Source organism: Nonomuraea polychroma (assembly GCF_004011505.1).
In the GTDB taxonomy this organism is placed as follows: domain Bacteria; phylum Actinomycetota; class Actinomycetes; order Streptosporangiales; family Streptosporangiaceae; genus Nonomuraea; species Nonomuraea polychroma.
The window spans coordinates 3,332,500-3,353,919 of the sequence record NZ_SAUN01000001.1 but is presented as its reverse complement, the minus strand read 5'-3'; the positions used below and the strand labels follow the sequence as shown (position 1 = coordinate 3,353,919).

The following is a 21,420-nucleotide window of genomic DNA, read 5'->3' as shown; positions in this document are numbered from 1 at the left end:
ATGTGCCGGGGCCGCCGCACGCTCACGACCCGGAGCCGTCAGGGAGGTGGAACGACAGACCGGAATATGTTTCCGGTCGATAAGTGGGGGTTGCTAATTCATGTCGCTGAATCCGCGCCTGGTGAAGGAGAGTTTCTCCGTCGTCGAGCCGCATGCCGACCGGGCCACGGCCTACTTCTACGGCCGCCTGTTCGCCGAGAACCCGCACCTACGCGCCATGTTCCCGCCCGCCATGGACGTCCAGCGCGACCGTCTGTTCAGCGCGCTGACCCGGATCGTGTGGAGCCTGGACAGCCCCGACAGTCTGGCCGCGTTCCTCGGCCAGCTGGGCAGGGACCACCGCAAATACGGCGTGATCGCCGAGCACTACACGGCGGTCGGCAACGCCCTGCTCGCCACGATCCGCCGCTTCGCCGCCGACATCTGGGACAAGGAGATCGAGGCCGCCTGGGTGGCGGCCTACACGGCCGCGGCGAACATGATGATCGAATCCGCCGACATCGACTCCGGGGCCTCCCCCGCGTGGTGGCTGGCCGAGGTGATCGACCATGAGCTGCGCCATCGCGACATCGCGGTCATCACGCTGCGGCCCACGCAGCGGCTGCCGTACCAGGCCGGCCAGTACGTCAACGTGCAGACCGCGCGCTGGCCGCGCGTGTGGCGGACCTTCTCCATCGCCAACGCGCCGCGCACGGACAACACGATCAGGCTGCACGTGCGCTCGGTCCCCGGCGGCTGGGTGTCCACGACGCTGATCAGGCACACCCGCATCGGTGACACGCTCATGGTGGGTCCGCCGATGGGCACGATGACGCTGCGCGAGCAGAGCACGCGCGACGTGCTGTGCGTCGCGGGCGGCACCGGCCTGGCGCCGCTGAAGGCGATCATCGAGTCCATCATCGCGTCCGGCCGCCGGCCCAACATCCACCTGCTGTACGGCGCCCGTACCGCCGATGAGCTCTACGACCTGCCCGACCTCATCGCGATGGAGTCGTCCTTCCCCTGGCTGCGGGTGCTGCCGGTGGTCTCCGACCAGCAGTCGTACGACGGGATGCGCGGCCGCCTGCCCGAGGTGACGCAGCGCTTCCACTCCTGGGCCGAGCACGACGTGTACGTGTGCGGCCCGCCCGCCATGGTCAACGAGACCGTCCGCCGCCTGCAGATCGACGGCGTGCCACTGTCACGCATCCACCGGGACATCATCCAGGCCGAACGCTGACCCTCGGCCACCGCGACCAGCGCCTACCGGGTGGACACTCGCGAACCCGCGCTGTCCTCTGCCCCGGCACGGGCGAGCCGGGCGTTCCGCCCAGGACGTGCACGGCGCCGACGCCGCAGGCCGATCCGGCCAACGAGCAGGAGATCTTCACGGCACGCAGGTCCGTCTTCTGATCAGGAGGTTGACAGCCGGCGTCGGACGGTGCGAGGTGGAAGTTGACACGCGCACCGTCCAGCCGTGGAGGTCGACTGTGCCATCGCCCGCCGGCCGCCGAGGAATCGGCGCGCTCGTCATCGCCGGCACGCTGCTGCTCGCCTCCGCCCCGGCGGCGGCCGCGGACGTGGACGTGCCGCTGACCGAGATCGGGACCGACCCGTACGCGAACGCCACCAGCCAGCACGGCACGCAGGCCGGCCCCGACACCTACCAGTGGGGCACGACCATCGTGACCGCGCAGCAGGCCGGCCGGTTCTTCGACGGCGGTGCGTCCGGCATCGCGTTCGCGACGTCGGGCGACAACGGCGCCACGTGGGCCAAGGGCGTGCTGCCGGGGCTCACCGAGTTCGGCGGGGGGCCGTACCAGCGGGTCAGCGATCCCTCCGTGGCCTATGACGCCAGGCACGACATCTGGCTCGTCGCCTCCCTGGCCATCACCGACACGGACGGGATCAGAGGCGCCGCCGTCGTGGTCAGCCGCTCCATCGACGGCGGCCGTACCTGGGCGGACCCGGTCGCCGTCGCGAACGGCGGCGACCTCGACAAGAGCTGGATCGCCTGCGACAACACCCCCGCCAGCCCGTACTACGGCCGCTGCCACGTCGCCTTCGACGACCACGCCGCGGGCAACACGATCAACCTGGCCCGCTCCACCGACAGCGGCCTGACGTGGGCCGTGACCGCCACGCCTGCGACCGGCCTCGGCGCGCAGCCGGTGGTGCGGCCCGACGGCACCGTGGTGGTGCCGTATCTGGGCGGCGACGACCGGATCCGGGCCATCCGCTCCCGCGACGGCGGCGCCACCTGGAGCGACAGCGTGCCGGTCTCCGCGGTGCAGCGGCATGCGGTGGCGGGCGGATTACGCGCCTTACCGCTGCCGTCGGCCGAGACGGACGCGACCGGCACCGTGTACGTCGTCTGGCAGGACTGCCGCTTCCAGCTCTACTGCGCAGGCAACGACATCGTGCTGGCCACGTCGGCCGACGGCACCGAGTGGGACCATGTCACCCGCGTCACCGCCGACGGCGGCGACCACTTCATCCCGGGCCTCGGCGTCGACCGCTCCACCTCGGGCGGCTCCGTGAGGCTCGCGCTCACCTACTACCGCTACCCCGACGCCGCCTGCGCCGCCGCGACCTGCCGGCTCACCGTCGGCTACACCTCCTCGGCCAACGGCGGCCGCAGCTGGTCGGCGCCCGCCGAGCTGCGCGGGCCGATGAAGCCGGACTGGCTCGCCAACACCGCGCAGGGGCGCATGGCCGGGGACTACATCTCCACCTCGATCGTCCCCGGCGGGAATGCCTTCCCGGCCTTCGCGGCCGCCGCCGCACCCGCGGGCGGCGCGTACGACGTGCGCACCTACACCGTCTCCGGCGGCCTCCCCATCACCGGCGGCGGCCCCGCCCTGCTGTCCATCGACGGCCCCGTCGCAGCCGGCGACCCCCCTCCCGACATGCCGCCCACCGCCCGCTGACCCCGTTCTCCGCTCCCGCCGCGCCACCCCACGCCAACCGATCGGACCCCGCCCTCCCACAGGGGACTCCACCGACGCTCCGCCGCCTGCCCAAAGGTCGTGCGCCGAAGTACGGAGGGTGGCGAAGGGGGCTAGCCGCGGAAGGCGGCCGCCGTCTCCTCGTCGTTGGGCCAGAACGTCTCGATGGCCAGCTCCGACACCGTCACGTCCACCGGCGTGCCGAACGTCGCGATCGTCGTGAACATCGACAGCACCCTGTCCCCGGCCGCGATCCTCAACGGCACCAGGATGTCGGCCGGCCCCGGCACGTGCGCCACGTTGAGATCCACCCCCGGATAGGTGTACGACGCCAGCTCGTCGTGCAACTCGGCCAGCCGCCCATCCGCAGACATCTCGGCCTGCCTGCGCAACTGGTGCAGCAGGTGGGCGCGCACCTCGGCCAGGTTGAGCAGCCTGCCGCCCATGGCCTGCGGGTGCAACGACAGCCGCATCACGTTGATCGGCTCCTTCAGCAGCTCGGCCGGCACGCCCTCCATGAACATCCCGGCCGCCGCATTGGCCGCCACCAGGTTCCACGCCGCGTCCACCACGACCGCCGGGTACGGCTCGTGCCCCGCCAGGATCTTGTCCAGCGCCCGGCGGACGACTTCCATCTCGGGAGCGCGTACCTCGCGCTCGGGATAGACCGGCGCGAACCCCGCCGACACCAGCAGCCGGTTGCGGTGCCGCAGCGGCACCGCCAGCTCCTCGGCCAGCTTCATCACCATCTCACGGCTCGGCCGGGCCCGCCCGGTCTCCAGAAAGCTGATGTGGCGGGCCGAGACGTCGGCCTCGATGGCCAGGTCGAGCTGGCTCACGCGGCGCCGCTGGCGCCATGAGCGCAACAGATCGCCAAAGGACTCTTCTCGTACGGCTACCGCTTCCATGTCCGGAAACCTATCGGGTGGAGGGAATTGTCTCGATTACCTGGCAGGTAATGCGGGTCCGTTCTGCTCACCGGGTCAGGAAGGGCAGTTCTGGAATTCTCCGAAAGGTCCCCAGCATCCACGCCGATCTCCGCATATGCCGACGGAATCACCCTGGTACTGGGGGTAAATCGCCCAGTCCTCGGTTCTTGTCGGTCCCGCGTGGCACGATGGCCGCAAGCGAAGGGAGCAACGGTATGAGTGACGCACTGCTCGCGATCGGCACCCGCAAGGGCCTGTTCCTCGCCCGCTCTGCGGACGGCGGTCCGTTCGAGATCGAGCCGATCCAGTTCTCCACGGTCGCGGTGCCCTCGGTGGCCATCGACACCCGCGGCGCCACACCCCGGCTGCTGGCCGGCATCGAATACGGCCACTTCGGCCCGTCGGTCATGTATTCGGACGACCTCGGCCAGACCTGGGGCGAGGCGGACAAGCCGCCCATCGCCTTCCCGGAGAAGACGGAGGCGACCCTGACCAGGGTGTGGCAGCTGACGCCCTCGCCCTCCGAGCCCGAAGTGGTGTGGGCGGGCGTCGAGCCGGGCGCGCTGTTCCGCTCGCAGGACCGCGGCGTCACCTACCAGCTCATCGAAGGCCTGTGGGAGCACCCCCACCGGCCGCAATGGCAGCCGGGCGGCGGCGGCCTGTGCCTGCACACGATCATCCCGCACCCGTCCGACCCCAAGATCATCGGTGTCGCGATCTCCACGGGCGGCTTCTACCGCTCGACCGACGGCGGCCTGTCCTGGGAGGCGGCCAACCAGGGCATCCGCGCGCCGTTCATGCCCGAGGGGCAGCAATATCCGGAGTTCGGGCAGTGCGTGCACAAGGTCGCCATGCACCCGTCCCGGCCCGACCGGCTCTTCCTGCAGCACCACTTCGGCGTCTACCGCAGCGACGACTTCGGCGGGGCCTGGCACGACATCGGCTCCTCGCTGCCGTCGGACTTCGGCTTCCCGATCGTCCTGCACCCGTCGCGGCCTGACACGGTCTACGTGCTGCCGCTGCACGCCGACATGGACCGCACGCCCGTCGACCATCGCTACCGCGTCTACCGCAGCGACGACGCGGGCGCGACGTGGCAGCCGTTCGGCCAGGGCCTGCCGGCAGGGCCGGTGTACGCGACGGTGCTGCGGGACGCGTTCACCTCGTCGGAGGCGGGGCTGTTCTTCGGCACCCGCGACGGCGAGGTCTATTGCTCGCGCGACGACGGCGAGACGTGGACGCTGGTCGGCCGGCACCTACCCGACGTGCTCACCGTGCGTGCGGCGGTGCTGTAGCCGATGATGGCGAAACCCGTGACGATGGTCGTGTTCGTGCTGCCTGCCACACTGCGGCGGTGGGTGAGCGGGCGGACGGAGGTCAAGGTCTTCGCCGTCGGCGCCGACCGCGACTCACCGCCCACCCTGGGCTCGGCCCTCGACCGGCTCCGGCGCGTCCATCCGCTGCTGGAGGAGCGGCTGCGCGACGACTACGGCCGGATCCGCAGGCACATCAACATGATCGTCTGCGGGGAAAACTCCCGGGGGCTGGGCGGCCTGGACTGCGCCCTGCCGCCGGGCGCCGAGGTCTACGTCCTGCCGGCGCTCGCCTGAGCCCGCGCCTCCCCGATCCGGTGGTCGCCGCCCCGCACCGCGGCGACCGACCTGGCCTGTACACGTGCCGGCCGCGCGCCGCAGGTTCCACGTCGCTCACCCGGGCGGCGATCATACTGTTGACGTCATGAGCTTCGACGGCACACCCCGGCCAGACCCGCGCTGGCACCACGCGCAGACCGACCTCGACGACTTCGCCATCGTCAGTTACCGGGTGGATGCCGACGCCGTGGCCCGGCTCCTGCCCGAGGGCTTCGCACCGATGAAGATGGACTTCGCCGACGGGCCCGGCACCCTGATCTCCGCGGTGGCCTTCAAGGACCGGAACTTCCACTTCCGTTTCCTTCCGCAGGTGAGCATCGATTGCGGTCAGATCAACTACCGGGCCTACGTCACGGCGTACGGCATGACGGGCGTGTGGTTCTTCGGCACCAGCCTCGACCACCCCGTCGTCGCGATCCCGCAGCACCTGTGGGGCATGCCGTGGCGCCGCGACCGCATCCGCATCGAGGCCGACTGGGACGGCTCCCCGGCGCGCTGGCTGCTCGACGCCGGGGACGCCTACTGTGACGCCGCCGAGCTCCCTCAGCCGCTGAGCCTCCTGGACGGCTTCACGGGCGAATCGGACTGGCTCGAACGGCTCACTCATCCCACCCTGGGCTGGTACCGGCGCCGGGGCGGCAACCTGGGGGTCTACAGCATCTGGCACCCGGTCATGCGCCCTCGCTATCTCGCCGCGGCCTCCACGAGCTTCCCCGTGTTCGAACGCCTCGGCCTGATCACGCCCAGTACGCCGCCGCACTCGATCCTGGGACAGGCACGCCTGCGCTTCGACATCCACACCCCGCCTCGCCGTTTCCGGCCGGACTCGTGAGCGGAGCAGGCGGCGCGAGGTCGTTCACGGGCAAACGCGCCCGTTGGCCTCGAACGCCTCATGCGTCAGCGGCATGAGGCCGGCCCACAACTCCTCCATCTTCTCGGCGACCATCTCGATCTCCCGCTGGGGGAACGAGGGGAACGTGGAGTCCTCGCGCTTGGTCCGGAGGGAGAGGAAGTTCATCAGGGCACGAGCGTTGCACGTGGCGTACATCGAGCTGTAGAGGCCGACCGGCAGCACCGTCCGGGCGACCTCCCGGGCGACCCCGGCCTCGAGCATTTCCAGATAGGCCCGATAGGACTGCCGATAGCTCTCCTGCGTCGCCTCGGTCACGAGCTTGTGCTGCTCGGGGCTGCCGTCCTTGAACACGTACTTGCCGGGCTTGCCCTCTTGCACCAGCTTGCGATCAGGGCCGGGCACGTAGAAAACCGGGACCAGTTGACGGTATCGGCCGGACTCCTCGTTGTAGGAGAAGGTCCGGTGCCGCATGAACTCGCGAAAGACGAAGATCGGCGCGCTGATGTAGAAGGTCATGGACGAATGCTCGAACGGCGTGCCGTGCCGGTCGCGCATCAGGAAGTTGATGAGGCCCTTGGAGCGCTGAGGGTCGGCTTCGAGCTCCGCCAAGGAGCTCTCCCCCTTCGTGGAGACACGGGCGGCCCACAGCACATCGGCGTCCGACGCGGCGGACTTGATCAGCTCCACGTCCATGTCGCTACGGAACTTGATCTCAGTTTCGACAGTGCCCATAGGGAGCCCCCGCTCGGGTTGGGTGTGTGGTGACGGGCTCAAGGAAACCAGTTCGCGCGGCTTGGCGCGAGTCGGCAACCCGTCTCATTCTCCGCCGTGTGGCGAGCGCCTGACCAGGTCAGCGGTGGTGCGCGGCGGCAAATACTCGTCGCTTCAAGTTTTTAGGTCTACAGTCGGGGCCTCCGGCAAAAACTTGAAGGGTCAAGCTTATGGACGTCTTCCTCTGGGTCGTGCAGATCCTGCTCGGCGCCGCCTTCGTCCTCTCGGGGATCGGCAAGTTCCTGCCGCTCAGCGAGCGGATGCGGCAGCAGCAGGCGTACCGGGACGACTTCACCGACGCGCAGATCAAGGCCATCGGCGCACTGGAGGTGCTCGGCGGGATCGGCGTGGTGCTGCCCTGGGCCACCGGGATCGCCCCCGTCCTCACCCCGCTCGCGGCCGCCGGCCTGGGCCTCATCATGATCGGTGCGGCCTTGGTGCACCGGAGGCGAAAGGAGGCTTTCACGGTTAATCTGGTCTTGCTGGCGATGGCCGTCGTCGTGGTGGCAGGACGCATCTGACCCTGGGGGTTCCTTGGTCGAAGGGCTCGGCGAGGACGAGCAGCGGGCGTGGCAGGGGCTGCTCGCGGTCATGCTCGTCGGCATCCCGCAGGTGGAGCGCACCTTCCGGGCCCACGGCCTGGTGCACATCGAGTACGGGCTGCTCAACGCCCTGGCCAGGCAACCGCTCCGGCTGAGCGACCTGGCGGCCGTGGGCAACGTGTCGATCAGCCGGCTCAGTCACCGGGTCAGCAAGCTGGTGGAACGGGGGTACGTCCGGCTGCGGCCGGATGCGAGCGACGGGCGGGCCAGCGTGGCGGAGATCACCGACGAGGGCCGGGCGGTCATCGCGGAGATCGCCCCCCACCATGCCCAGGCGCTGCGCGAGGTCCTCTTCGACCACCTGACGCCGGAGCAGACGGCCGCCCTGGCCGACGCCATGCAGGTGGTCGGCACCAAGCTCGGCGCCTGCCTCGACGGCCGCCCCCACTGACCCAACGAGCGCGCCTCGCATATCGGGTTGCCGGCTGTTCCTGCGGCTGCGGATTCGGCGTACCTGGCCTTGGGCACAGGCATTCGTCTTGGCCAGGCGGCGCCTCACCCAGATACCGGCCCACACCTGAGCGCTGGTCCACCCGCCTCGACCACCGGGCTCGCCTCAACCACCCAGGAAGGAGCCCAACCCTGGGTCCGTGGACCGGCGTCCCCGCAGCGTCATGCGACGGCCGCCCCTACTAACGAGTCAGCCGTACCAGTCAGTAATGAGCTCGTCGAGACGCTTCCGCAATGCGGCTCGTCGTTTGAATGCGCCCTCGTTCGCGGCGAGGCGATTGCGAAGCGCGTTCAACGACTCGTACATCGTCGACTCTCCCTCCTGGATCTTCTCGATATTGGGGAACGACACCAGATCCAAATACTCCTCGAGTGCGTCTCCCAACCAGGCGTCGGACGGCGACTCGTTCGGGGATGGTTCCCAGAGCCCCTGCAAATACCGCTCCGGCTCTTCCAATAGCCAGCCAACGAGCCGGTCATCGGAGAGGAGCAAGTCGAATCCCATGCCCACTCTGAGGCGCCGGGAAAGTGCCGATGGCACGGAAGCGGCCAGCGTATCGATGCCTATCAGTACGCGGCCTCCTGGAGCGCACCATCGCCCGGCTGTCGAGGCGAGGTGAAAGGGCTCGTCGCGTGAGCATGCCAGGAGTCCCGCGACCACCGGCACGTCGAGCCAGCCGCTGATCGACGACACAGCGGCTGGCTCTTCGGGCACTCGGAACCACAGGCTCGCCATGTGCCTGTTCTGCTTGGCGAAGCGCATCTCGTCCTGATCGCTGAACGAGAACCAGTCCACACTGCCTGTGGTCTCCAACACATGTCGCTCGTGTTCCTCGCTGGAGAAGTAGGGACCGATCACAAGAGATCGGTCACGAAGGTCGGCCGCGTCCAAGATCGTGGTGTATGAGATTCGACCACTCTGCGATCTGAATCGCTATTTAAGCAGCAATAGCACCATTGGTCACATTGACATCAGCGGCGTCTTCTTTGGCCTTTCTTCCGGCTGCTTTGCGGCAGTCGGCGAGGATTTCCAGGCCGAGGTAGCGCCGGCCTTCGGTCCACTCGTCGTGCTGCTCGGCCAGTACCGCGCCGACCAGCCGGATGATCGCGTCTCGGTGCGGGAAGATGCCGACCACGTCGGTACGGCGGCGGATCTCCTTGTTCAGCCGCTCTTGGGGGTTGTTGGACCAGATCTGCCGCCACACCGCCTTGGGGTAGACGGCGAAGGCCAGGATGTCCTCGCGCGCCTCGTCCAGATGTTCGGCGGCCTTGGGGTACTTGTCCTCCAACGCTTGGACGACCTGGCGGTGCTGCGCGCGCACCGAGGCGGCGTCGGGCTGCTCGAAGACGGTGCGCAGCATGGTCGACACCCACGGCTGAGCCGCCTTCGGAACGCAGGTCGCCAAGTTGCGCGCGTAGTGCGCGCGACACCGCTGCCAGGAGGCGCCGGGCAGCGTGGAGCCGATCGCATCGCGCAGCCCGGCATGACAGTCGGAGATCACCAGACTGACGCCGGACAGGCCGCGGGCGACCAGACCGCGCAAGAACGCCAGCCAGCCCGCCCCATCCTCGCTGGAGACCACGTCGATGCCGAGGATCTCGCGGTGCCCGTCGGCGTTGACGCCGGTCGCGACCAGGGCGTGCACGTTGACCGTGCGCCCGCCCTCGCGCACCTTCTGCGTCAGCGCGTCGATCCACACGAACGTGTACGGCCCGGCATCCAACGGCCGGTTGCGGAACTCGCTCACCATCTGATCCAGCTCCCGGGCCATCACGCTGACCTGCGACTTGGACAGCTTGGTCACCCCGAGCTGCTCGGCCAGCCGTTCCACCCGCCGGGTCGAGACACCCAGCAGATACGAAGTCGCCACCACCGAGGCCAGCGCCCGCTCGGCCCGCCGCTGCCGCTCCAGCAGCCAGTCAGGGTAGTACGAGCCCTGCCGCAGCTTGGGGATCGCCAACTCGACGGTCCCGGCCCGGGTGTCCCACTCGCGCCGCCGATAGCCGTTACGCGAGTTGATGCGCGCCTCGGACACCTCGCCGTAGCCGGCGCCGCAGCGCTGCTCGACCTCGGCGTCCATCATCATCTGCGCCATCCGCACGACCATCTCGCGCAGCACATCGGGCGAGGCCTGCGCCAGGCTCTCGTCGAACCACTCGCCCTCAGCAGGCAGAATGTCCATAGCGGCCACTTCTCGTTCTCCTTCTTATGCCTTCGACAGCTGTGAAGGATCGCGGAGTGGCCGCCCTCATGTCACATCGATCTTCCCTCACGGGCATCAAGGTGACGAGTAGGTTCAAACCCGTACACCACTCCCGTGGACGCTAACCGAAGGTCGAGCCGCGGAACGTACGGCAGCGACTCGCCTGCCACAACATGGGCAGGGACGCCTTCTCCAACGAGGACGGACATGCTTGCTCCCTATCGGATCTGCACGGCGGGAGGCTCGAACCCACCGCCGGGACGCGGAATCTGACCGTTGATGATCATGTCATGGGTGATCGGCGAGAAGCCGGGATGGGATTCACGGCAAGCTCACAGCAACGGCTTCACCTCACAGGGCTCAAACGAGGAAATCGACCCAGGCGGGCGACCCTTGACGGCAGCCATCGTCCACGTGTGGACCAAGATCGAGTGCCGCACACGCCGGAGGAGACATCATGGCGACAGCCACCCGCGCGCCGTGACACGGCTGAAGCCTTCTCGATCTCACCCCTCCGGGAGGAGTCCTCTCACAAGCGGTAGATGCGGCGGGCGTTGCCTGAGCCGATCATGTGGGCGATCCTGGCCGCGTCCGCGGCGCTCCACTCCCCCGCGCCGACCCTGGCGGCGAGCGCCGTGCCCAGCGCCTGCCGGTAGTAGAGGGCGCCCAGCAGGCAGCTCTCGGCCACCCCGCGGCAGCCGGAGCTGAACAGCTGCTTGTGGAACGGGGCCAGCTCCAGCAACTCCTCCATGACCCTGGCCGACGCGGCGGCGGTGTGCGGCAGGGCGAGGCCGACGTCCACGTAGACGTGCGGGTAGCGGCCGGCCAGGTAGGCGGCCTGGCGGTGGTACGGGTAGCAGTGCAGCAGGATCACCGGCACGCCGGCGGGCTGGAGTCCGGCGATGAACGTGCTCAGCTTGGCCGGGTCGGTGCGGTGCAACTCGGCCGCGGCCCAGGCGGCGGTCCCGGCCCCGGAAAAGCCACCGAGCCCCGCGGCGGCGCCGAGGCCCGTGTGGAACTGCACGGGGAGGCCGCGTTCCCTGGCCACGTCGATCGCGCACCACAGCAGGTGGCGCAGCAGGACGGGGTCCGTGAGCGGCTCCTTCGGGTCGGCGAGCCGCCGGTTGGCCGCCGCGATCACCGAGCCCCTGCTCGGCCTGGCCGGGTCGAAGTCCAGTCCGCAGAGCCCGGCGATGACGGTCTTGAGCGCGACCGCCCGGGCGGCCCGGGCGGTGAGTTCCTCGCCGAGGCTGTCGAGGTAGTCGAGGGCGATCCGGGCCGACTCGGCCACCTCGCGTTCGATGTGCTCGATCCTGACCAGTTCGTCGGCCGCCGCGCCGCCGTGGCGGCCCATCTCGGCCGCCGCCAGCAGGTCCGCGTCCTCCGAGGCGGTGTCCACGAGGAACGCCACCACCCCGGCCGCGGTCAGCAGCCGCCGGTTGACCTCGGCGGCGCCCAGCTCCGTCCGCCGGCTGAGGTAGACGGCGGGCGGGGCGTGCGGCTCCAGGTCGAGAAGGGGCGCGCACCAGCGCCGTATCGCCAGGCCGAACGGCGTGTCGAAGTGGGTGGTGCCCGGCGGGGCCGCGCCGCCGCCCTCGTGGAGGAGCAGCTCGAACTGGGCTCTGGTCAGGTCGTCCCGGCGAACCCCGTGACAGTGGTGGTCGACGAGCGGGGCGTGCAGCGCGTCACGCACCGTGTCGGGTAGATCTACCGAGAGCATGCGGAGACTCTATGGGAGTCCCGCATGCCCCCGCGGATGTTTTACGCGGCCCGCACCCCTAGCGGCGGCACAGGCGCAGCACGTTCGCAATGATCTTCGCGCCTGCGCCGCCCTCCTGGGTCAGGATCGATTCGGGGTGGAACTGCACGGCGAAGCGGCGCCGCTGCACGTCCTCGATGGCCATGACGTTGCCGTCGGGCGTGAGCGCGGTCGGCGTGAAGCCGACCACCCCCGGCTGCTTGGCGTGCAGCGAGTGGTAGCGGGCCGCGGTGAACTGCTCGGGCAGCCCGTCGAGCAGCGCGCTGTCGCCGAGCCGCGTGACCTGGCCGCGCTTGCCGTGCTCGGGATAGTCGAGCAGCTCCAGCGTGCCGCCGGCCTGCTCCACCATGGCCTGCAGGCCCAGGCAGACGCCGAAGACGGGCAGGTCGCGGGCGTAGACCTGGTCGAGCAGCGCCGCCATGCCGAAGTCGGTCGGCCAGCCGGGGCCGGGCGACAGCACCACGAGGTCGGGCCGAATCTCGTCGATCATGTGGGCCGGGAAGCCGTGGCGCAGCGTCACCACGTCCGCCCCCTCCTGGCGGAAGTAGTCCGCGAGGGTGTTGACGAAGGAGTCCTCGTGGTCGACGAGCAGCACCTTCATGCCCAGGCCAGGCTGCGGCCTGGGCTCGGCGACCGGGACGGCGTCCGGCTGGTTGACCGCGGCCAGGGCGCCGAGCAGGGCGCTGGCCTTGAGCTCGGTCTCGCGCTCCTCGGCCTCGGGGTCGGAGTCGAACAGCAGCGTGGCCCCGGCCCTGACGGTCGCCACGCCGTTCTTGATCTGGGCGGTACGCAGGGTCAGGCCGGTGTTCATGGAGCCGTCGAAGCCGATGAAGCCGATGGCGCCGCCGTACCAGCGGCGGGTGGTGGCCTCGTGGTCCTCGATGAACTGCATGGCCCACGTCTTGGGCGCACCGGTGACGGTGACGGCCCACATGTGGGTGAGGAAGGCGTCGAGCGCGTCGAACTCGGGGCGCAACCGGCCCTCGATGTGGTCGACGGTGTGGATGAGGCGGGAGTAGAGCTCGATCTGGCGGCGGCCGATGACCCTGACCGTGCCCGGCACGCAGATCCGCGACTTGTCGTTGCGGTCCACGTCCGTGCACATGGTCAGCTCCGACTCCTCCTTGATGCTGGACAGGAGCGTGCGGATGGCCTCGGCGTCCTCGACCGGGTTGCTGCCGCGGGCGATCGTGCCGGAGATGGGGCAGGTCTCGACGCGGTCGCCGGTGACGCGGACGTACATCTCGGGCGAGGCCCCGACGAGGTGCTCGCCCTCGCCGAGGCTGATGATGAACTCGTACGGGGCCGGGTTGCTGTGGCGCAGGCCGCGGTAGAAGGCGGCGGGATCGGTGCAGGCGGCGTGGAAGACCTGCCCGGGCACGACCTCGAACAGGTCGCCGCGCTTGAACTTCTCCTTGGCGGCGGCGACGACCTTGGCGTATTCGCCCTTCGCGGGGTTGGGCGGCAGCTCACCGGGGACGGCGAGGGGCGTGCCGGCGCCGGTGCGCTCCAGGCCGCGGGTGGTGGTCCCGTCCACGGTGAACTCGTAGCGGTATTCGACGCACGTCTCGCGCTGCCGGTCGATGACGATCAGCCGGTCGGGCAGGTGGAGCACGAGGTCGCGCTGGTCGTCGGGGCGCAGCAGCTCCTGCCTGATGGGCTCGAACTGGAAGGCCAGGTCGTAGCCGAAGGCGCCGTAGAGCCCCAGGTGCGGGTCGTCGCCGCGGAAGGCGGCGATGACCTCGCGGATCGCGGTGAACACGGTGGGCCTGCGGCTGCGCATCTCCTCGGGCAGCAGGTCCTCCGACTCGGGGACGTGCACCTCCACGCGGTCGGCCGTGGGCTCGGTGACCGGCTTGCCGGCGGCCAGCAGGCAGGATGCGACGGCGGGCAGCACGACCCTGCCGCGCTCGTTGAGCGCGGTCGCCGTGATCGTGCGTCCCTTGGCGACCAGTTCAAGGCACGGATCGACATAGCCGAACGCCCACCGGCTGTAGCGGCCCGGGTAGTCCATGCCCGAGGAGAACGCGCCGCCGCGGCGTTCGCCGAGCGCCGTCACGATCTCTTCGAGCGCCGCCTCGTCCACCTCGCGAGCCTCACGCTCGACCCCGATGCCCCCGGCGGTGGTATATCCGCTGGTCTCCATCTACTGCCCCTTATCACGTCAAATGATCGAGCCCCGGGGGCGGACACGAGAAAGGCCGCCATCCGGGGCGGCCGTCCGTCGAGAAACGCGAAATCCACGCCGCCTAAGAGCGGCGCCACCACTGGAGCTGAGCGTGATTTCGCATGCCGACAGGTTAACCGGCCAATCAAGATCGCGCAACGCGGCACCCCCTGCGTGTCCCATTTCAATACAGTCCTGTACTGTATTGTTGTTGTCACCGGACAAAGGAGGTCCCGAGATGACCGACAACGGCGCCGTGGTCCTGCCCACGGAGCGGCCCATGCCCGACGACCCGCCCACCGGCCTGGCCGGGCTGCGGGAGACGCGGCCCATCGCCCCGCTGGCCTATCCCGACGGGCACCTCGGCTGGGTGGTCACCAGCCACGCCCTCGCCCGCGAGGTGCTGGCCGACCGGCGTTTCAGCGCCCGCGCGGAGCTGCTGCACGTCCCCGTCGAGCAGCCCGGCCGGGGCCCGGCCCAGCCGGCGCCGCCGGGCATCTTCGTCTCGCAGGACCCGCCGGAGCACACGCGTTACCGCCGCCTGCTCACCGGCGAGTTCACCGTGCGCAGGATGCGCCTGCTGACCGAGCGCGCCGAGGAGATCACCGGCACATACCTGGACGCCATGGAGCGGCAGGGCCCGCCCCTGGACCTGCAGGCGGCGTTCGCCTCGCCGATCCCCGCGGTGATGATCTGCGAGCTGCTCGGCGTGCCGGAGCAGGATCGGGAGCGGTTCCGCAGCCAGGCCGAGGCGATGACCGCCGGCGGCGTCCCGCAGGAGGAGAGGATCGCCGGGTTCCTCGGGATGCGGGAGCACATGCGGGAGTTGATCGAGGCCAAGCGGGCCGCGCCCACCGACGACGTGCTCAGCGGGCTGACCAGGAGCGACCTGAGCGACGAGGAGCTGGCCAACATCGGCTTCATGCTGCTGGGCGCCGGGCTCGACACCACCGCCAACATGATCTCCCTGGGCGTCTTCACGCTGCTGCGCCATCCCGGACAGATCGCCACGCTGCGCTCGGCACCCGACCAGGCGATCGAGGAGCTGCTGCGTTACCTCAGCATCATCCCTTTCCTGACCCGCACCGCGCTGGAGGACGTCGAGCTGGGCGGCGAGAAGGTGCGGGCCGGCGAGACGGTCACGATCTCGATCACGGCCGCCAACCGCGACCCCGGCCGCTTCCCCGACCCCGACGCCCTCGACCTGGGCCGGGCCGCGACCGGGCACGTGGGCTTCGGCCACGGCGTGCACCAGTGCCTCGGCCAGCAGCTGGCCCGCGTCGAGATGCGGGCGGCGCTCCCCGCGCTGTTCGCCAGGTTCCCGTCGCTGCGCCTGGCCGTGCCGCCGGAGCAGATCCGGTCGCGCACCCCCGACGTGCTCATCCACGGCGTGCTGGACCTGCCGGTCACGTGGGACGGGGGGCATTGACATGGTGGGCAGGCCACGCAGTCAGGAGGCGGACACGGCCATCCTGGCCGCCGCCCTGGACCTGCTGATCGAGGTCGGCGCCGAGCAGACCAGCATCGAGCAGGTCGCGCGGCGGGCAGGGGTCACCAGGGCCACGGTCTACCGCCGCTACGCCGACAAGACCACCCTGCTGGTGCGGGCTCTGGAGTGGTCCAACCGCGACAACGACCCGTCCTTCACCGGCTGGCGCGACGTCGACCACATGCTCGGCGACTGGGCGGCCCATCTGGCGGTGCCGCGCAACCGCCGCCTGCTGCGCCGGGTCTACGCCGCCCGCGACGACTATCCCGAGCTCCCCATGACCTACCGCAGCGTCAACAGCGGGCGCCGGGCGGCGATGGTGCGCGAGACGCTCGTCCACGCGCGCGATCTCGGCCACCTGCCGGCGGAGCTGGATCTGGATGTGGTGCAGGAGCTGCTGACCGGCGCCGTGCTCAACCATCTCGGCTCCCATCCCGACGACGAGGGCTTCGCGATGATCAAGGCGTACCTCATAGCGATCATGAAGCAGATGGGGTATCGCCCGGCGGTGACGATGGTCTAGCCGAGGCGTTCATGGAACGGCCCGCGGGCAACTACGGCGCGCACGGCGCTGGATCTGCTGACCAGATTACATTTCAGCCGGTCACGTCATATTTACGACACCTCTTGCTTTCCGGACAAGATCTCTTCACCCTTCTCGACAGAGGCTCGACCTGCTCCCCGCCCTGAAGGACCGGGGATTCCCGTGCCGCTTACGCGGCAGCTCGCGGCGCGCCGCGAACGCCGCCCGGCCTGATGCGCCGGGCGGCTCGCGCTTCGCGCTCCGGGATGGCTCGCCTGACGGCGGCCATCCCGTGGCGGAGACCGCATTCATCCCGGACCGGGCAACCCCGTAACACGCCGCAGAGACCCCGCCCTGCCCGAAATGCCGGGCGGGGTCTCATCCACAACGATCCCAGCCGCGAAGAAAGGAGCAAGGCAACACCCCACAAAAGGAGATCTGATGCGTAAGCACCTGGCGCTCGCCGTCGCCGTCCTCGGCGCGGGCGCTGTTCTGGCCTCGCCCGCGCAGGCCCAGCAGCGCAACGCCGGACCGCTCGTGGCGGGCCTGACCACCGCCGGCGATCTGGTTGTCTTCCGTAGCGACAACCCGGGCAACGTCGACCGGGCCGGCCGGATCAGCGGCCTCAGAGGCGACAGAAGGGTCGTCGGCATCGACTACCGCGTCCAGGACGGCCGGCTGTACGCGGTCGGCGACCGGGGCGGCGTCTACACGCTCGACGACCGGGCGCGGGCGACCAAGGTGTCGCAGCTGACCGTCGACCTGCAGGGCCGGACCTTCGGCGTCGACTTCAACCCGGCCGCCAACCGGCTGCGGGTGATCAGCGACACCGGCCAGAACCTGCGGCACAACATCGACGACCCGAACGGCGCGCCCGCCCGGGGCGCCACCGCCACCGACGGCACGCTGACCAACCCGCCCGTGCCGCCCGCCACGGCCGGGGCGACCGCGACCGGCGTGACCGGCGCCGGCTACACCAACAACGACCTGAACGCGGCCACCGCGACGACCCTGTTCGACGTGGACACCATGAACGACCAGATCGCGGTCCAGTCCCCCGCCAACGCCGGCAACCTGGCCCCCACCGGCAAGCTCGGCGTGGACGCCGCCACCGACGCCGGGTTCGACGTCTACAGCAGTCTGAGCAACGGCGTGACGGTGTCCAACACCGCGTACGCCACGCTCAAGGTCCGCGGCGCGTACCGCTTCTACACGGTGAACCTGCTGACCGGCGCGGCGAACCTCGTCGGAACGTTCCCGGGCAGCCGCCAGGTGACCGACATCGCCGTCCAGCTGGATAGGTAGCCCCCTACGATGCCCCCGGGCTACCGCACCCCGGGCGGCATCTGTTACTGGTTAGTACATGAGACGCGTGCGGCTCCACCGCGATCTTCCGGTGCCGATGCCCGACGGCGTGACGCTGCTGGCCGACCACTACGCTCCGGCCACGGGCGAGCGGGCCCCCGTCATCTTGATGCGCTCCCCCTACGGCCGGCGCGGGCCGTTCGCCTGGCTCTACGGCCGCGGCTTCGCCCGGCAGGGCTTCCATGTCGTGATCCAGAGCTGCCGGGGCGGTTTCGGCTCCGGCGGCCTGCTCGACCCGCTCGGCGACGAGCACGACGACGGCTTGGCGACCGTGGCCTGGCTGCGCGAGCAACCCTGGTACGGCGGCTCGTTCGCGATGTTCGGCCCTTCCTACCTCGGCTACACGCAGTGGGCGGTCGCGCCCTACGCCGGGCCGGATCTGAAGGCCATGTCCGTGCAGATCACCGCCTCCCAGTTCAGGGACGCCGCCTACGTGGGCGGCGCGTTCGCGCTGGAGTCGGCGCTGAGCTGGACCACGCTCACCGACGCCATGTCGCGCCGCTTCGGCGGCGCCGCGCTGTGGACCGCGCCCCGGCTCACCCGCAAGGCGGTGCTGTCCGGCCGGCCCGTGGCCGAGCTGGACCTGGTGTCGGCGGGCCGGCCGCTGCCGTTCTTCCAGGACCTGGTGACGCATCACGCGGACCCGGCGGTGCCGTACTGGGACAAGCGGGACTTCTCCCTGAAGGTCGGCGACGTGGACGCGGCCGTCACCATGCTGGGCGGCTGGTACGACGTGTTCCTGCCGTGGCAGCTGAAGGACTATGCGACCCTGCGGGCGGCGGGCCGGCGGCCCTACCTGACGATCGGGCCCTGGTACCACATCGACACGCGGCACGCCCGGCCCACGATGGCCGAGGCGTCGGCGTGGTTCCGGGCACACCTGATGGGCGACACGTCCCGGCTGCGGCCCGACCCCGTGCGGATCTACGTCACGGGCGCCGAGGAGTGGCGCGACTATCCGGACTGGCCGGTGCCGGGCATGCGCGAGCAGCGCTGGCACCTGCAGCACGGGTTCGGGCTGGGCCCAGAAGGGGTGGGCGCCGACGGGGCGCGGGAGGCCGGGCCCGACCGCTTCCGTTACCACCCCGACCATCCGACGCCGGTGATCGGCGGGCCGGTGCTGCTCGGCGACTCCCGGCCACGCGACCAGCGGCGGCTGGAGCAGCGTCGCGACGTGCTCGTCTACAGCTCGCCGGCGCTGGAGTCGGGCGTGGAGATGATCGGCCCGGTACGCGCGGAGGTGTTCGTGCGCTCCAGCACCCCGTACGTGGACGTGGTGGTGCGGGTCTGCGACGTGTGGCCGGACGGGCGCTCGTTCAACGTGTGCGAGGGCGTGCGCCGGCTCGGCCCCGCGCCCGAGGCCGATGACGTGCGGCGGGTCGAGGTGGACCTGTGGCCGATCGCGCACCGGTTCCGGCGGGACCACCGGATCCGGGTGCACGTGGCCGCCGGAGCGTACCCGACGATCGCCCGCAATCCCGGCACCGGTCACCCGCTCGGCGCGGGCGGCCCGATGGTGCCCGCCGACGTCGAGGTGTTCCACTCCCCCGACCGGCCCTCGGCCGTGGTGTTCCCGCTGTGCGCGCCTCGCGGCTGATGTCCCTGGTCCTGCTGCTGCAGGGCCGGGGCGGGATGACGGCGGCCGAGCTGGCCAAGGAGCTGGAGGTCTCCGAGCGCACCGTCCACCGCGACGTGCTGGCGTTGTCGGAGGCCGGCGTGCCGGTGTACGCCGACCGCGGCCGGGGCGGCGGTTACCGGCTGCTCGAGGGCTACCGCACCCGGCTGACCGGGCTGGACCGGGCCGAGGCGGAGGCGTTGTTCCTGTCGGGCGTGCCGGCCGCGCTGCGGGAGATGGGGCTGCAGGACGTGGCGGCGACGGCACGGCTGAAGGCGGCCGCCGCGTTGTCCCCGGCCCTGCGCGACGCGCCGTCGACCGCGGCGCAACGCTTCCACCTGGACGCGCCGGGCTGGTTCGCCGGCGACGACCCGCCGCCGGCCGCGCTCGCGCCGCTGGCCAGGGCGGTGTGGAACGACCGCCGCGTGCGGACCGCGTACAAGGGCAACCAGCGCACGCTGGAGCCGTACGGTCTGGTGCTGAAGGCGGGCGTCTGGTATCTGGCGGCGCGGCTCGGGCCGCGGTTCCTGGTCTTCCGGGTGCACCGGTTCGGGGCGATCGACGTGCTCGCCGAGACCTTCGACCGGGATCCCGCCTTCGATCTGGCCGCCTTCTGGGCGGAGCGGTCGGCCGAGTTCACCCGCTCGCTGCTGCGGGACGTGATCAGGTTGCGGCTGAGCGAGCGGGGGCGGCGCATGTTGCGGCACATCGCCGACCCGGCCGCGCTGGCGGACGCGCTCGGCTCGCTCCAGCCGGACGGGACCGTGCACTTGGCGGTGGAGTCGGTGGAGGTGGCGTTCTCTCAGGTGCTGCGGTTCGGGCCGGAGGCGGAGGTGCTGGCTCCGGCGGAGCTGCGGGCGATGGTCGCCGAGGCCGCCGCCCGCACCTCCGCTCTCTACGGTGGGCCGCCTCCGCCGGCCGGCCGCACGTAGCGTCAGCGGTAGTCGTCCGGGTCGGCGTCCTTGCCGGCCTCCTCGACCTCGGTGATGAAGCGCCAGACCTGCGGGCGGCTGCCGTCCACGTCGGTGAGACCGTACGCCTCGGCCAGCTGCCCGCTGTCCACGGATTTGCCCGACCAACGTTGTTTGTCCGGGTCGGCGGCGATCGCGGCGATGCCGCGGCCGACGTAGGCGGGGGTCTCGGAGACCAGCCAGCTCTTGTGGGGCACCTTGGCCTCGCGCCAGGTGTCCTCGGTGACGCCGAAGTTGTCGAGCATCGCCTCCGAGCGCAGGAAGCCGGGCGTGACGGCCACCGCTGTCCCGCCGTACGGGTGCAGCTCCTTGGACCAGGCGAACGCCAGCCGGTTCACCGACATCTTGGCCAGGTCGTAGTAGACGTTCTGCCGGTAGCGGGTCTCGTTGAACGCCCAGGTGCCGTCGGTGACCTCCACGACCAGCCCGCCCTCGTTCCTGATCAGCAGGGGCAGGAGATGTCCGCTGCTGATGATGTGGGTGTCGACGGCCAGCCGGAGCAGCCGCAGACCCTTGTCCATGTCGTGTTTCCACACGGGGGTGTCCCACTCCCACAGGTGGTCGCTGCCCCACACGTCGTTGACCAGGACGTCGAGCCGCCCCTGCTCGCGATCCACGCGCTCGGCCAGCGCCGCCACCTGGGCGGGCTCCAGATGGTCCACCTGGACGGCGATGCCGGTGCCGCCGGCCGCCGTGACCAGCTCCGCCGTCTCCTCGATGGTCTCCGGCCTGTTCATCTCCGAGCGGCGCTCGCGCGTGCTCCTGCCGGTGCAGTAGACCGTCGCGCCGGCCGCGCCCAGCGCCACCGCTATTCCTCGTCCCGTGCCGCGGGTCGACCCCGCCACCAAAGCAATCATGCGGCCGAGCGTTCCCGGGAAAGAGGACATCTCATGTCATGTTTTCCGCGGGCTGCCGTTCAGCGCGCGCAACCGACCATTCGCCGATCGTTGATCTGCAGGCGGCGTCCCGGTAATTAAGCTCCCAGAACGGTGCCACCCTTATGGGTCTCATATGTCGAGACGGCGTTCCGACATTTAGGCCAAACCGTAACATCAGGGACATTGGGTTTAATACCACCGTAAAGCTACTCTCCCTCCATTGACTACCTGTCAGCAGCCGGTCACCGCCGGCCGCTGATCCATG

19 protein-coding genes are annotated in these 21,420 nt (G+C 70.3%); 12 read left to right on the top strand and 7 right to left on the bottom strand.

Annotation, left to right across the window (positions count from 1 at the left end):
* Positions 1-100: 100 nt before the first annotated feature.
* Together EDD27_RS14935 and EDD27_RS54180 are read left to right on the top strand one after the other, a co-directional pair.
* Complete coding sequence (locus EDD27_RS14935) at positions 101-1,219, top strand: globin domain-containing protein (RefSeq protein WP_127932975.1); 1,119 nt, start codon at positions 101-103, stop codon at positions 1,217-1,219.
* A 250-nt stretch (positions 1,220-1,469) separates the two neighbouring features.
* On the top strand, positions 1,470-2,909 hold the full coding sequence (locus EDD27_RS54180) for a sialidase family protein (RefSeq protein ID WP_164903616.1): 1,440 nt from the start codon (positions 1,470-1,472) through the stop codon (positions 2,907-2,909).
* Between the two features lie 131 nt (positions 2,910-3,040).
* Here EDD27_RS54180 and EDD27_RS14925 read toward each other — a convergent pair whose 3' ends face one another.
* Positions 3,041-3,835, bottom strand: a complete 795-nt coding sequence (locus tag EDD27_RS14925) for a helix-turn-helix domain-containing protein (RefSeq protein ID WP_127932974.1) — start codon at positions 3,833-3,835, stop codon at positions 3,041-3,043.
* Between the two features lie 236 nt (positions 3,836-4,071).
* On the opposite strand from EDD27_RS14925, the gene EDD27_RS14920 reads away from it, so the two are divergent.
* The 3 genes from EDD27_RS14920 to EDD27_RS14910 all read left to right on the top strand — a co-directional run bounded on the left by EDD27_RS14920 (position 4,072) and on the right by EDD27_RS14910 (position 6,340).
* Positions 4,072-5,151 (top strand): WD40/YVTN/BNR-like repeat-containing protein, encoded by a 1,080-nt coding sequence (locus tag EDD27_RS14920; protein WP_127932973.1) that lies wholly within the window; start codon positions 4,072-4,074, stop codon positions 5,149-5,151.
* 18 nt (positions 5,152-5,169) lie between these two features.
* A complete protein-coding gene (locus tag EDD27_RS14915) occupies positions 5,170-5,466 on the top strand; it encodes a ubiquitin family protein (RefSeq protein ID WP_206641415.1) in 297 nt (98 codons plus the stop codon).
* 127 nt (positions 5,467-5,593) lie between these two features.
* Positions 5,594-6,340: a DUF2071 domain-containing protein gene (locus tag EDD27_RS14910; RefSeq protein ID WP_127932972.1), complete on the top strand. Its 747-nt coding sequence runs from the start codon at positions 5,594-5,596 to the stop codon at positions 6,338-6,340.
* Positions 6,341-6,364: 24 nt separating this feature from the next.
* Here EDD27_RS14910 and thyX read toward each other — a convergent pair whose 3' ends face one another.
* Entirely contained in the window at positions 6,365-7,093 is a 729-nt protein-coding gene (gene thyX / locus EDD27_RS14905) for an FAD-dependent thymidylate synthase (protein ID WP_127932971.1), read from the bottom strand.
* A 209-nt stretch (positions 7,094-7,302) separates the two neighbouring features.
* On the opposite strand from thyX, the gene EDD27_RS14900 reads away from it, so the two are divergent.
* Together EDD27_RS14900 and EDD27_RS14895 are read left to right on the top strand one after the other, a co-directional pair.
* On the top strand, positions 7,303-7,653 hold the full coding sequence (locus EDD27_RS14900) for a DoxX family protein (RefSeq protein ID WP_127932970.1): 351 nt from the start codon (positions 7,303-7,305) through the stop codon (positions 7,651-7,653).
* 13 nt (positions 7,654-7,666) lie between these two features.
* Complete coding sequence (locus tag EDD27_RS14895; protein WP_127932969.1) at positions 7,667-8,125, top strand: MarR family winged helix-turn-helix transcriptional regulator; 459 nt, start codon at positions 7,667-7,669, stop codon at positions 8,123-8,125.
* A gap of 249 nt (positions 8,126-8,374) precedes the next feature.
* Here EDD27_RS14895 and EDD27_RS14890 read toward each other — a convergent pair whose 3' ends face one another.
* The 4 genes from EDD27_RS14890 to EDD27_RS14875 form a co-directional block, all read right to left on the bottom strand.
* Complete coding sequence (locus tag EDD27_RS14890) at positions 8,375-9,076, bottom strand: hypothetical protein (RefSeq protein ID WP_127932968.1); 702 nt, start codon at positions 9,074-9,076, stop codon at positions 8,375-8,377.
* A 46-nt stretch (positions 9,077-9,122) separates the two neighbouring features.
* Positions 9,123-10,367, bottom strand: a complete 1,245-nt coding sequence (locus tag EDD27_RS14885) for an IS256 family transposase (protein ID WP_241564048.1) — start codon at positions 10,365-10,367, stop codon at positions 9,123-9,125.
* A 550-nt stretch (positions 10,368-10,917) separates the two neighbouring features.
* Entirely contained in the window at positions 10,918-12,108 is a 1,191-nt protein-coding gene (locus EDD27_RS14880) for an amidohydrolase family protein (RefSeq protein WP_127932967.1), read from the bottom strand.
* A 58-nt stretch (positions 12,109-12,166) separates the two neighbouring features.
* Positions 12,167-14,293: an anthranilate synthase component I gene (locus EDD27_RS14875; protein WP_127932966.1), complete on the bottom strand. Its 2,127-nt coding sequence runs from the start codon at positions 14,291-14,293 to the stop codon at positions 12,167-12,169.
* A gap of 259 nt (positions 14,294-14,552) precedes the next feature.
* Here EDD27_RS14875 and EDD27_RS14870 point away from each other — a divergent pair, with 259 nt between their 5' ends.
* The 5 genes from EDD27_RS14870 to EDD27_RS14850 all read left to right on the top strand — a co-directional run bounded on the left by EDD27_RS14870 (position 14,553) and on the right by EDD27_RS14850 (position 20,238).
* Positions 14,553-15,743, top strand: coding sequence for a cytochrome P450 (locus EDD27_RS14870; protein WP_127932965.1), 1,191 nt, complete (start codon positions 14,553-14,555; stop codon positions 15,741-15,743).
* Between the two features lies 1 nt (position 15,744).
* The gene (locus EDD27_RS14865; protein ID WP_127932964.1) at positions 15,745-16,326 is read left to right on the top strand and encodes a TetR/AcrR family transcriptional regulator; all 582 of its coding nucleotides are present in this window, start codon (positions 15,745-15,747) and stop codon (positions 16,324-16,326) included.
* Positions 16,327-16,767: 441 nt separating this feature from the next.
* Positions 16,768-17,631 carry a DUF4394 domain-containing protein gene (locus tag EDD27_RS14860; RefSeq protein WP_127932963.1) on the top strand — a complete coding sequence of 288 codons (864 nt, stop codon included), beginning with the start codon at positions 16,768-16,770 and terminating at the stop codon, positions 17,629-17,631.
* 58 nt (positions 17,632-17,689) lie between these two features.
* Positions 17,690-19,288 carry a CocE/NonD family hydrolase gene (locus EDD27_RS14855; protein ID WP_206641414.1) on the top strand — a complete coding sequence of 533 codons (1,599 nt, stop codon included), beginning with the start codon at positions 17,690-17,692 and terminating at the stop codon, positions 19,286-19,288.
* A complete protein-coding gene (locus tag EDD27_RS14850) occupies positions 19,270-20,238 on the top strand; it encodes a helix-turn-helix transcriptional regulator (RefSeq protein ID WP_127932962.1) in 969 nt (322 codons plus the stop codon). Before EDD27_RS14855 ends, EDD27_RS14850 begins: the two co-directional genes overlap by 19 nt.
* 2 nt (positions 20,239-20,240) lie before the next feature.
* On the opposite strand, the gene EDD27_RS14845 is transcribed toward EDD27_RS14850, so the two are convergent.
* Positions 20,241-21,134 (bottom strand): SDR family oxidoreductase, encoded by an 894-nt coding sequence (locus EDD27_RS14845; RefSeq protein ID WP_127932961.1) that lies wholly within the window; start codon positions 21,132-21,134, stop codon positions 20,241-20,243.
* Between the last annotated feature and the right edge of the window lie 286 nt (positions 21,135-21,420).

Excerpts from the sequence above, each read along its gene's own strand:
- EDD27_RS14880 (WP_127932967.1), bottom strand. The coding sequence starts at position 12,108 with ATGCTCTCGGTAGATCTACCCGACACGGTGCGTGACGCGCTGCACGCC.
- EDD27_RS14910 (WP_127932972.1), top strand. The coding sequence starts at position 5,594 with ATGAGCTTCGACGGCACACCCCGGCCAGACCCGCGCTGGCACCACGCG.
- EDD27_RS14870 (WP_127932965.1), top strand. The coding sequence starts at position 14,553 with ATGACCGACAACGGCGCCGTGGTCCTGCCCACGGAGCGGCCCATGCCC.
- EDD27_RS14920 (WP_127932973.1), top strand. The coding sequence starts at position 4,072 with ATGAGTGACGCACTGCTCGCGATCGGCACCCGCAAGGGCCTGTTCCTC.
- thyX (WP_127932971.1), bottom strand. The coding sequence starts at position 7,093 with ATGGGCACTGTCGAAACTGAGATCAAGTTCCGTAGCGACATGGACGTG.
- EDD27_RS14865 (WP_127932964.1), top strand. The coding sequence starts at position 15,745 with ATGGTGGGCAGGCCACGCAGTCAGGAGGCGGACACGGCCATCCTGGCC.
- EDD27_RS14925 (WP_127932974.1), bottom strand. The coding sequence starts at position 3,835 with ATGGAAGCGGTAGCCGTACGAGAAGAGTCCTTTGGCGATCTGTTGCGC.
- EDD27_RS14845 (WP_127932961.1), bottom strand. The coding sequence starts at position 21,134 with ATGATTGCTTTGGTGGCGGGGTCGACCCGCGGCACGGGACGAGGAATA.
- EDD27_RS14875 (WP_127932966.1), bottom strand. The coding sequence starts at position 14,293 with ATGGAGACCAGCGGATATACCACCGCCGGGGGCATCGGGGTCGAGCGT.
- EDD27_RS14860 (WP_127932963.1), top strand. The coding sequence starts at position 16,768 with ATGCGTAAGCACCTGGCGCTCGCCGTCGCCGTCCTCGGCGCGGGCGCT.
- EDD27_RS14855 (WP_206641414.1), top strand. The coding sequence starts at position 17,690 with ATGAGACGCGTGCGGCTCCACCGCGATCTTCCGGTGCCGATGCCCGAC.
- EDD27_RS14935 (WP_127932975.1), top strand. The coding sequence starts at position 101 with ATGTCGCTGAATCCGCGCCTGGTGAAGGAGAGTTTCTCCGTCGTCGAG.
- EDD27_RS14885 (WP_241564048.1), bottom strand. The coding sequence starts at position 10,367 with ATGGACATTCTGCCTGCTGAGGGCGAGTGGTTCGACGAGAGCCTGGCG.
- EDD27_RS14900 (WP_127932970.1), top strand. The coding sequence starts at position 7,303 with ATGGACGTCTTCCTCTGGGTCGTGCAGATCCTGCTCGGCGCCGCCTTC.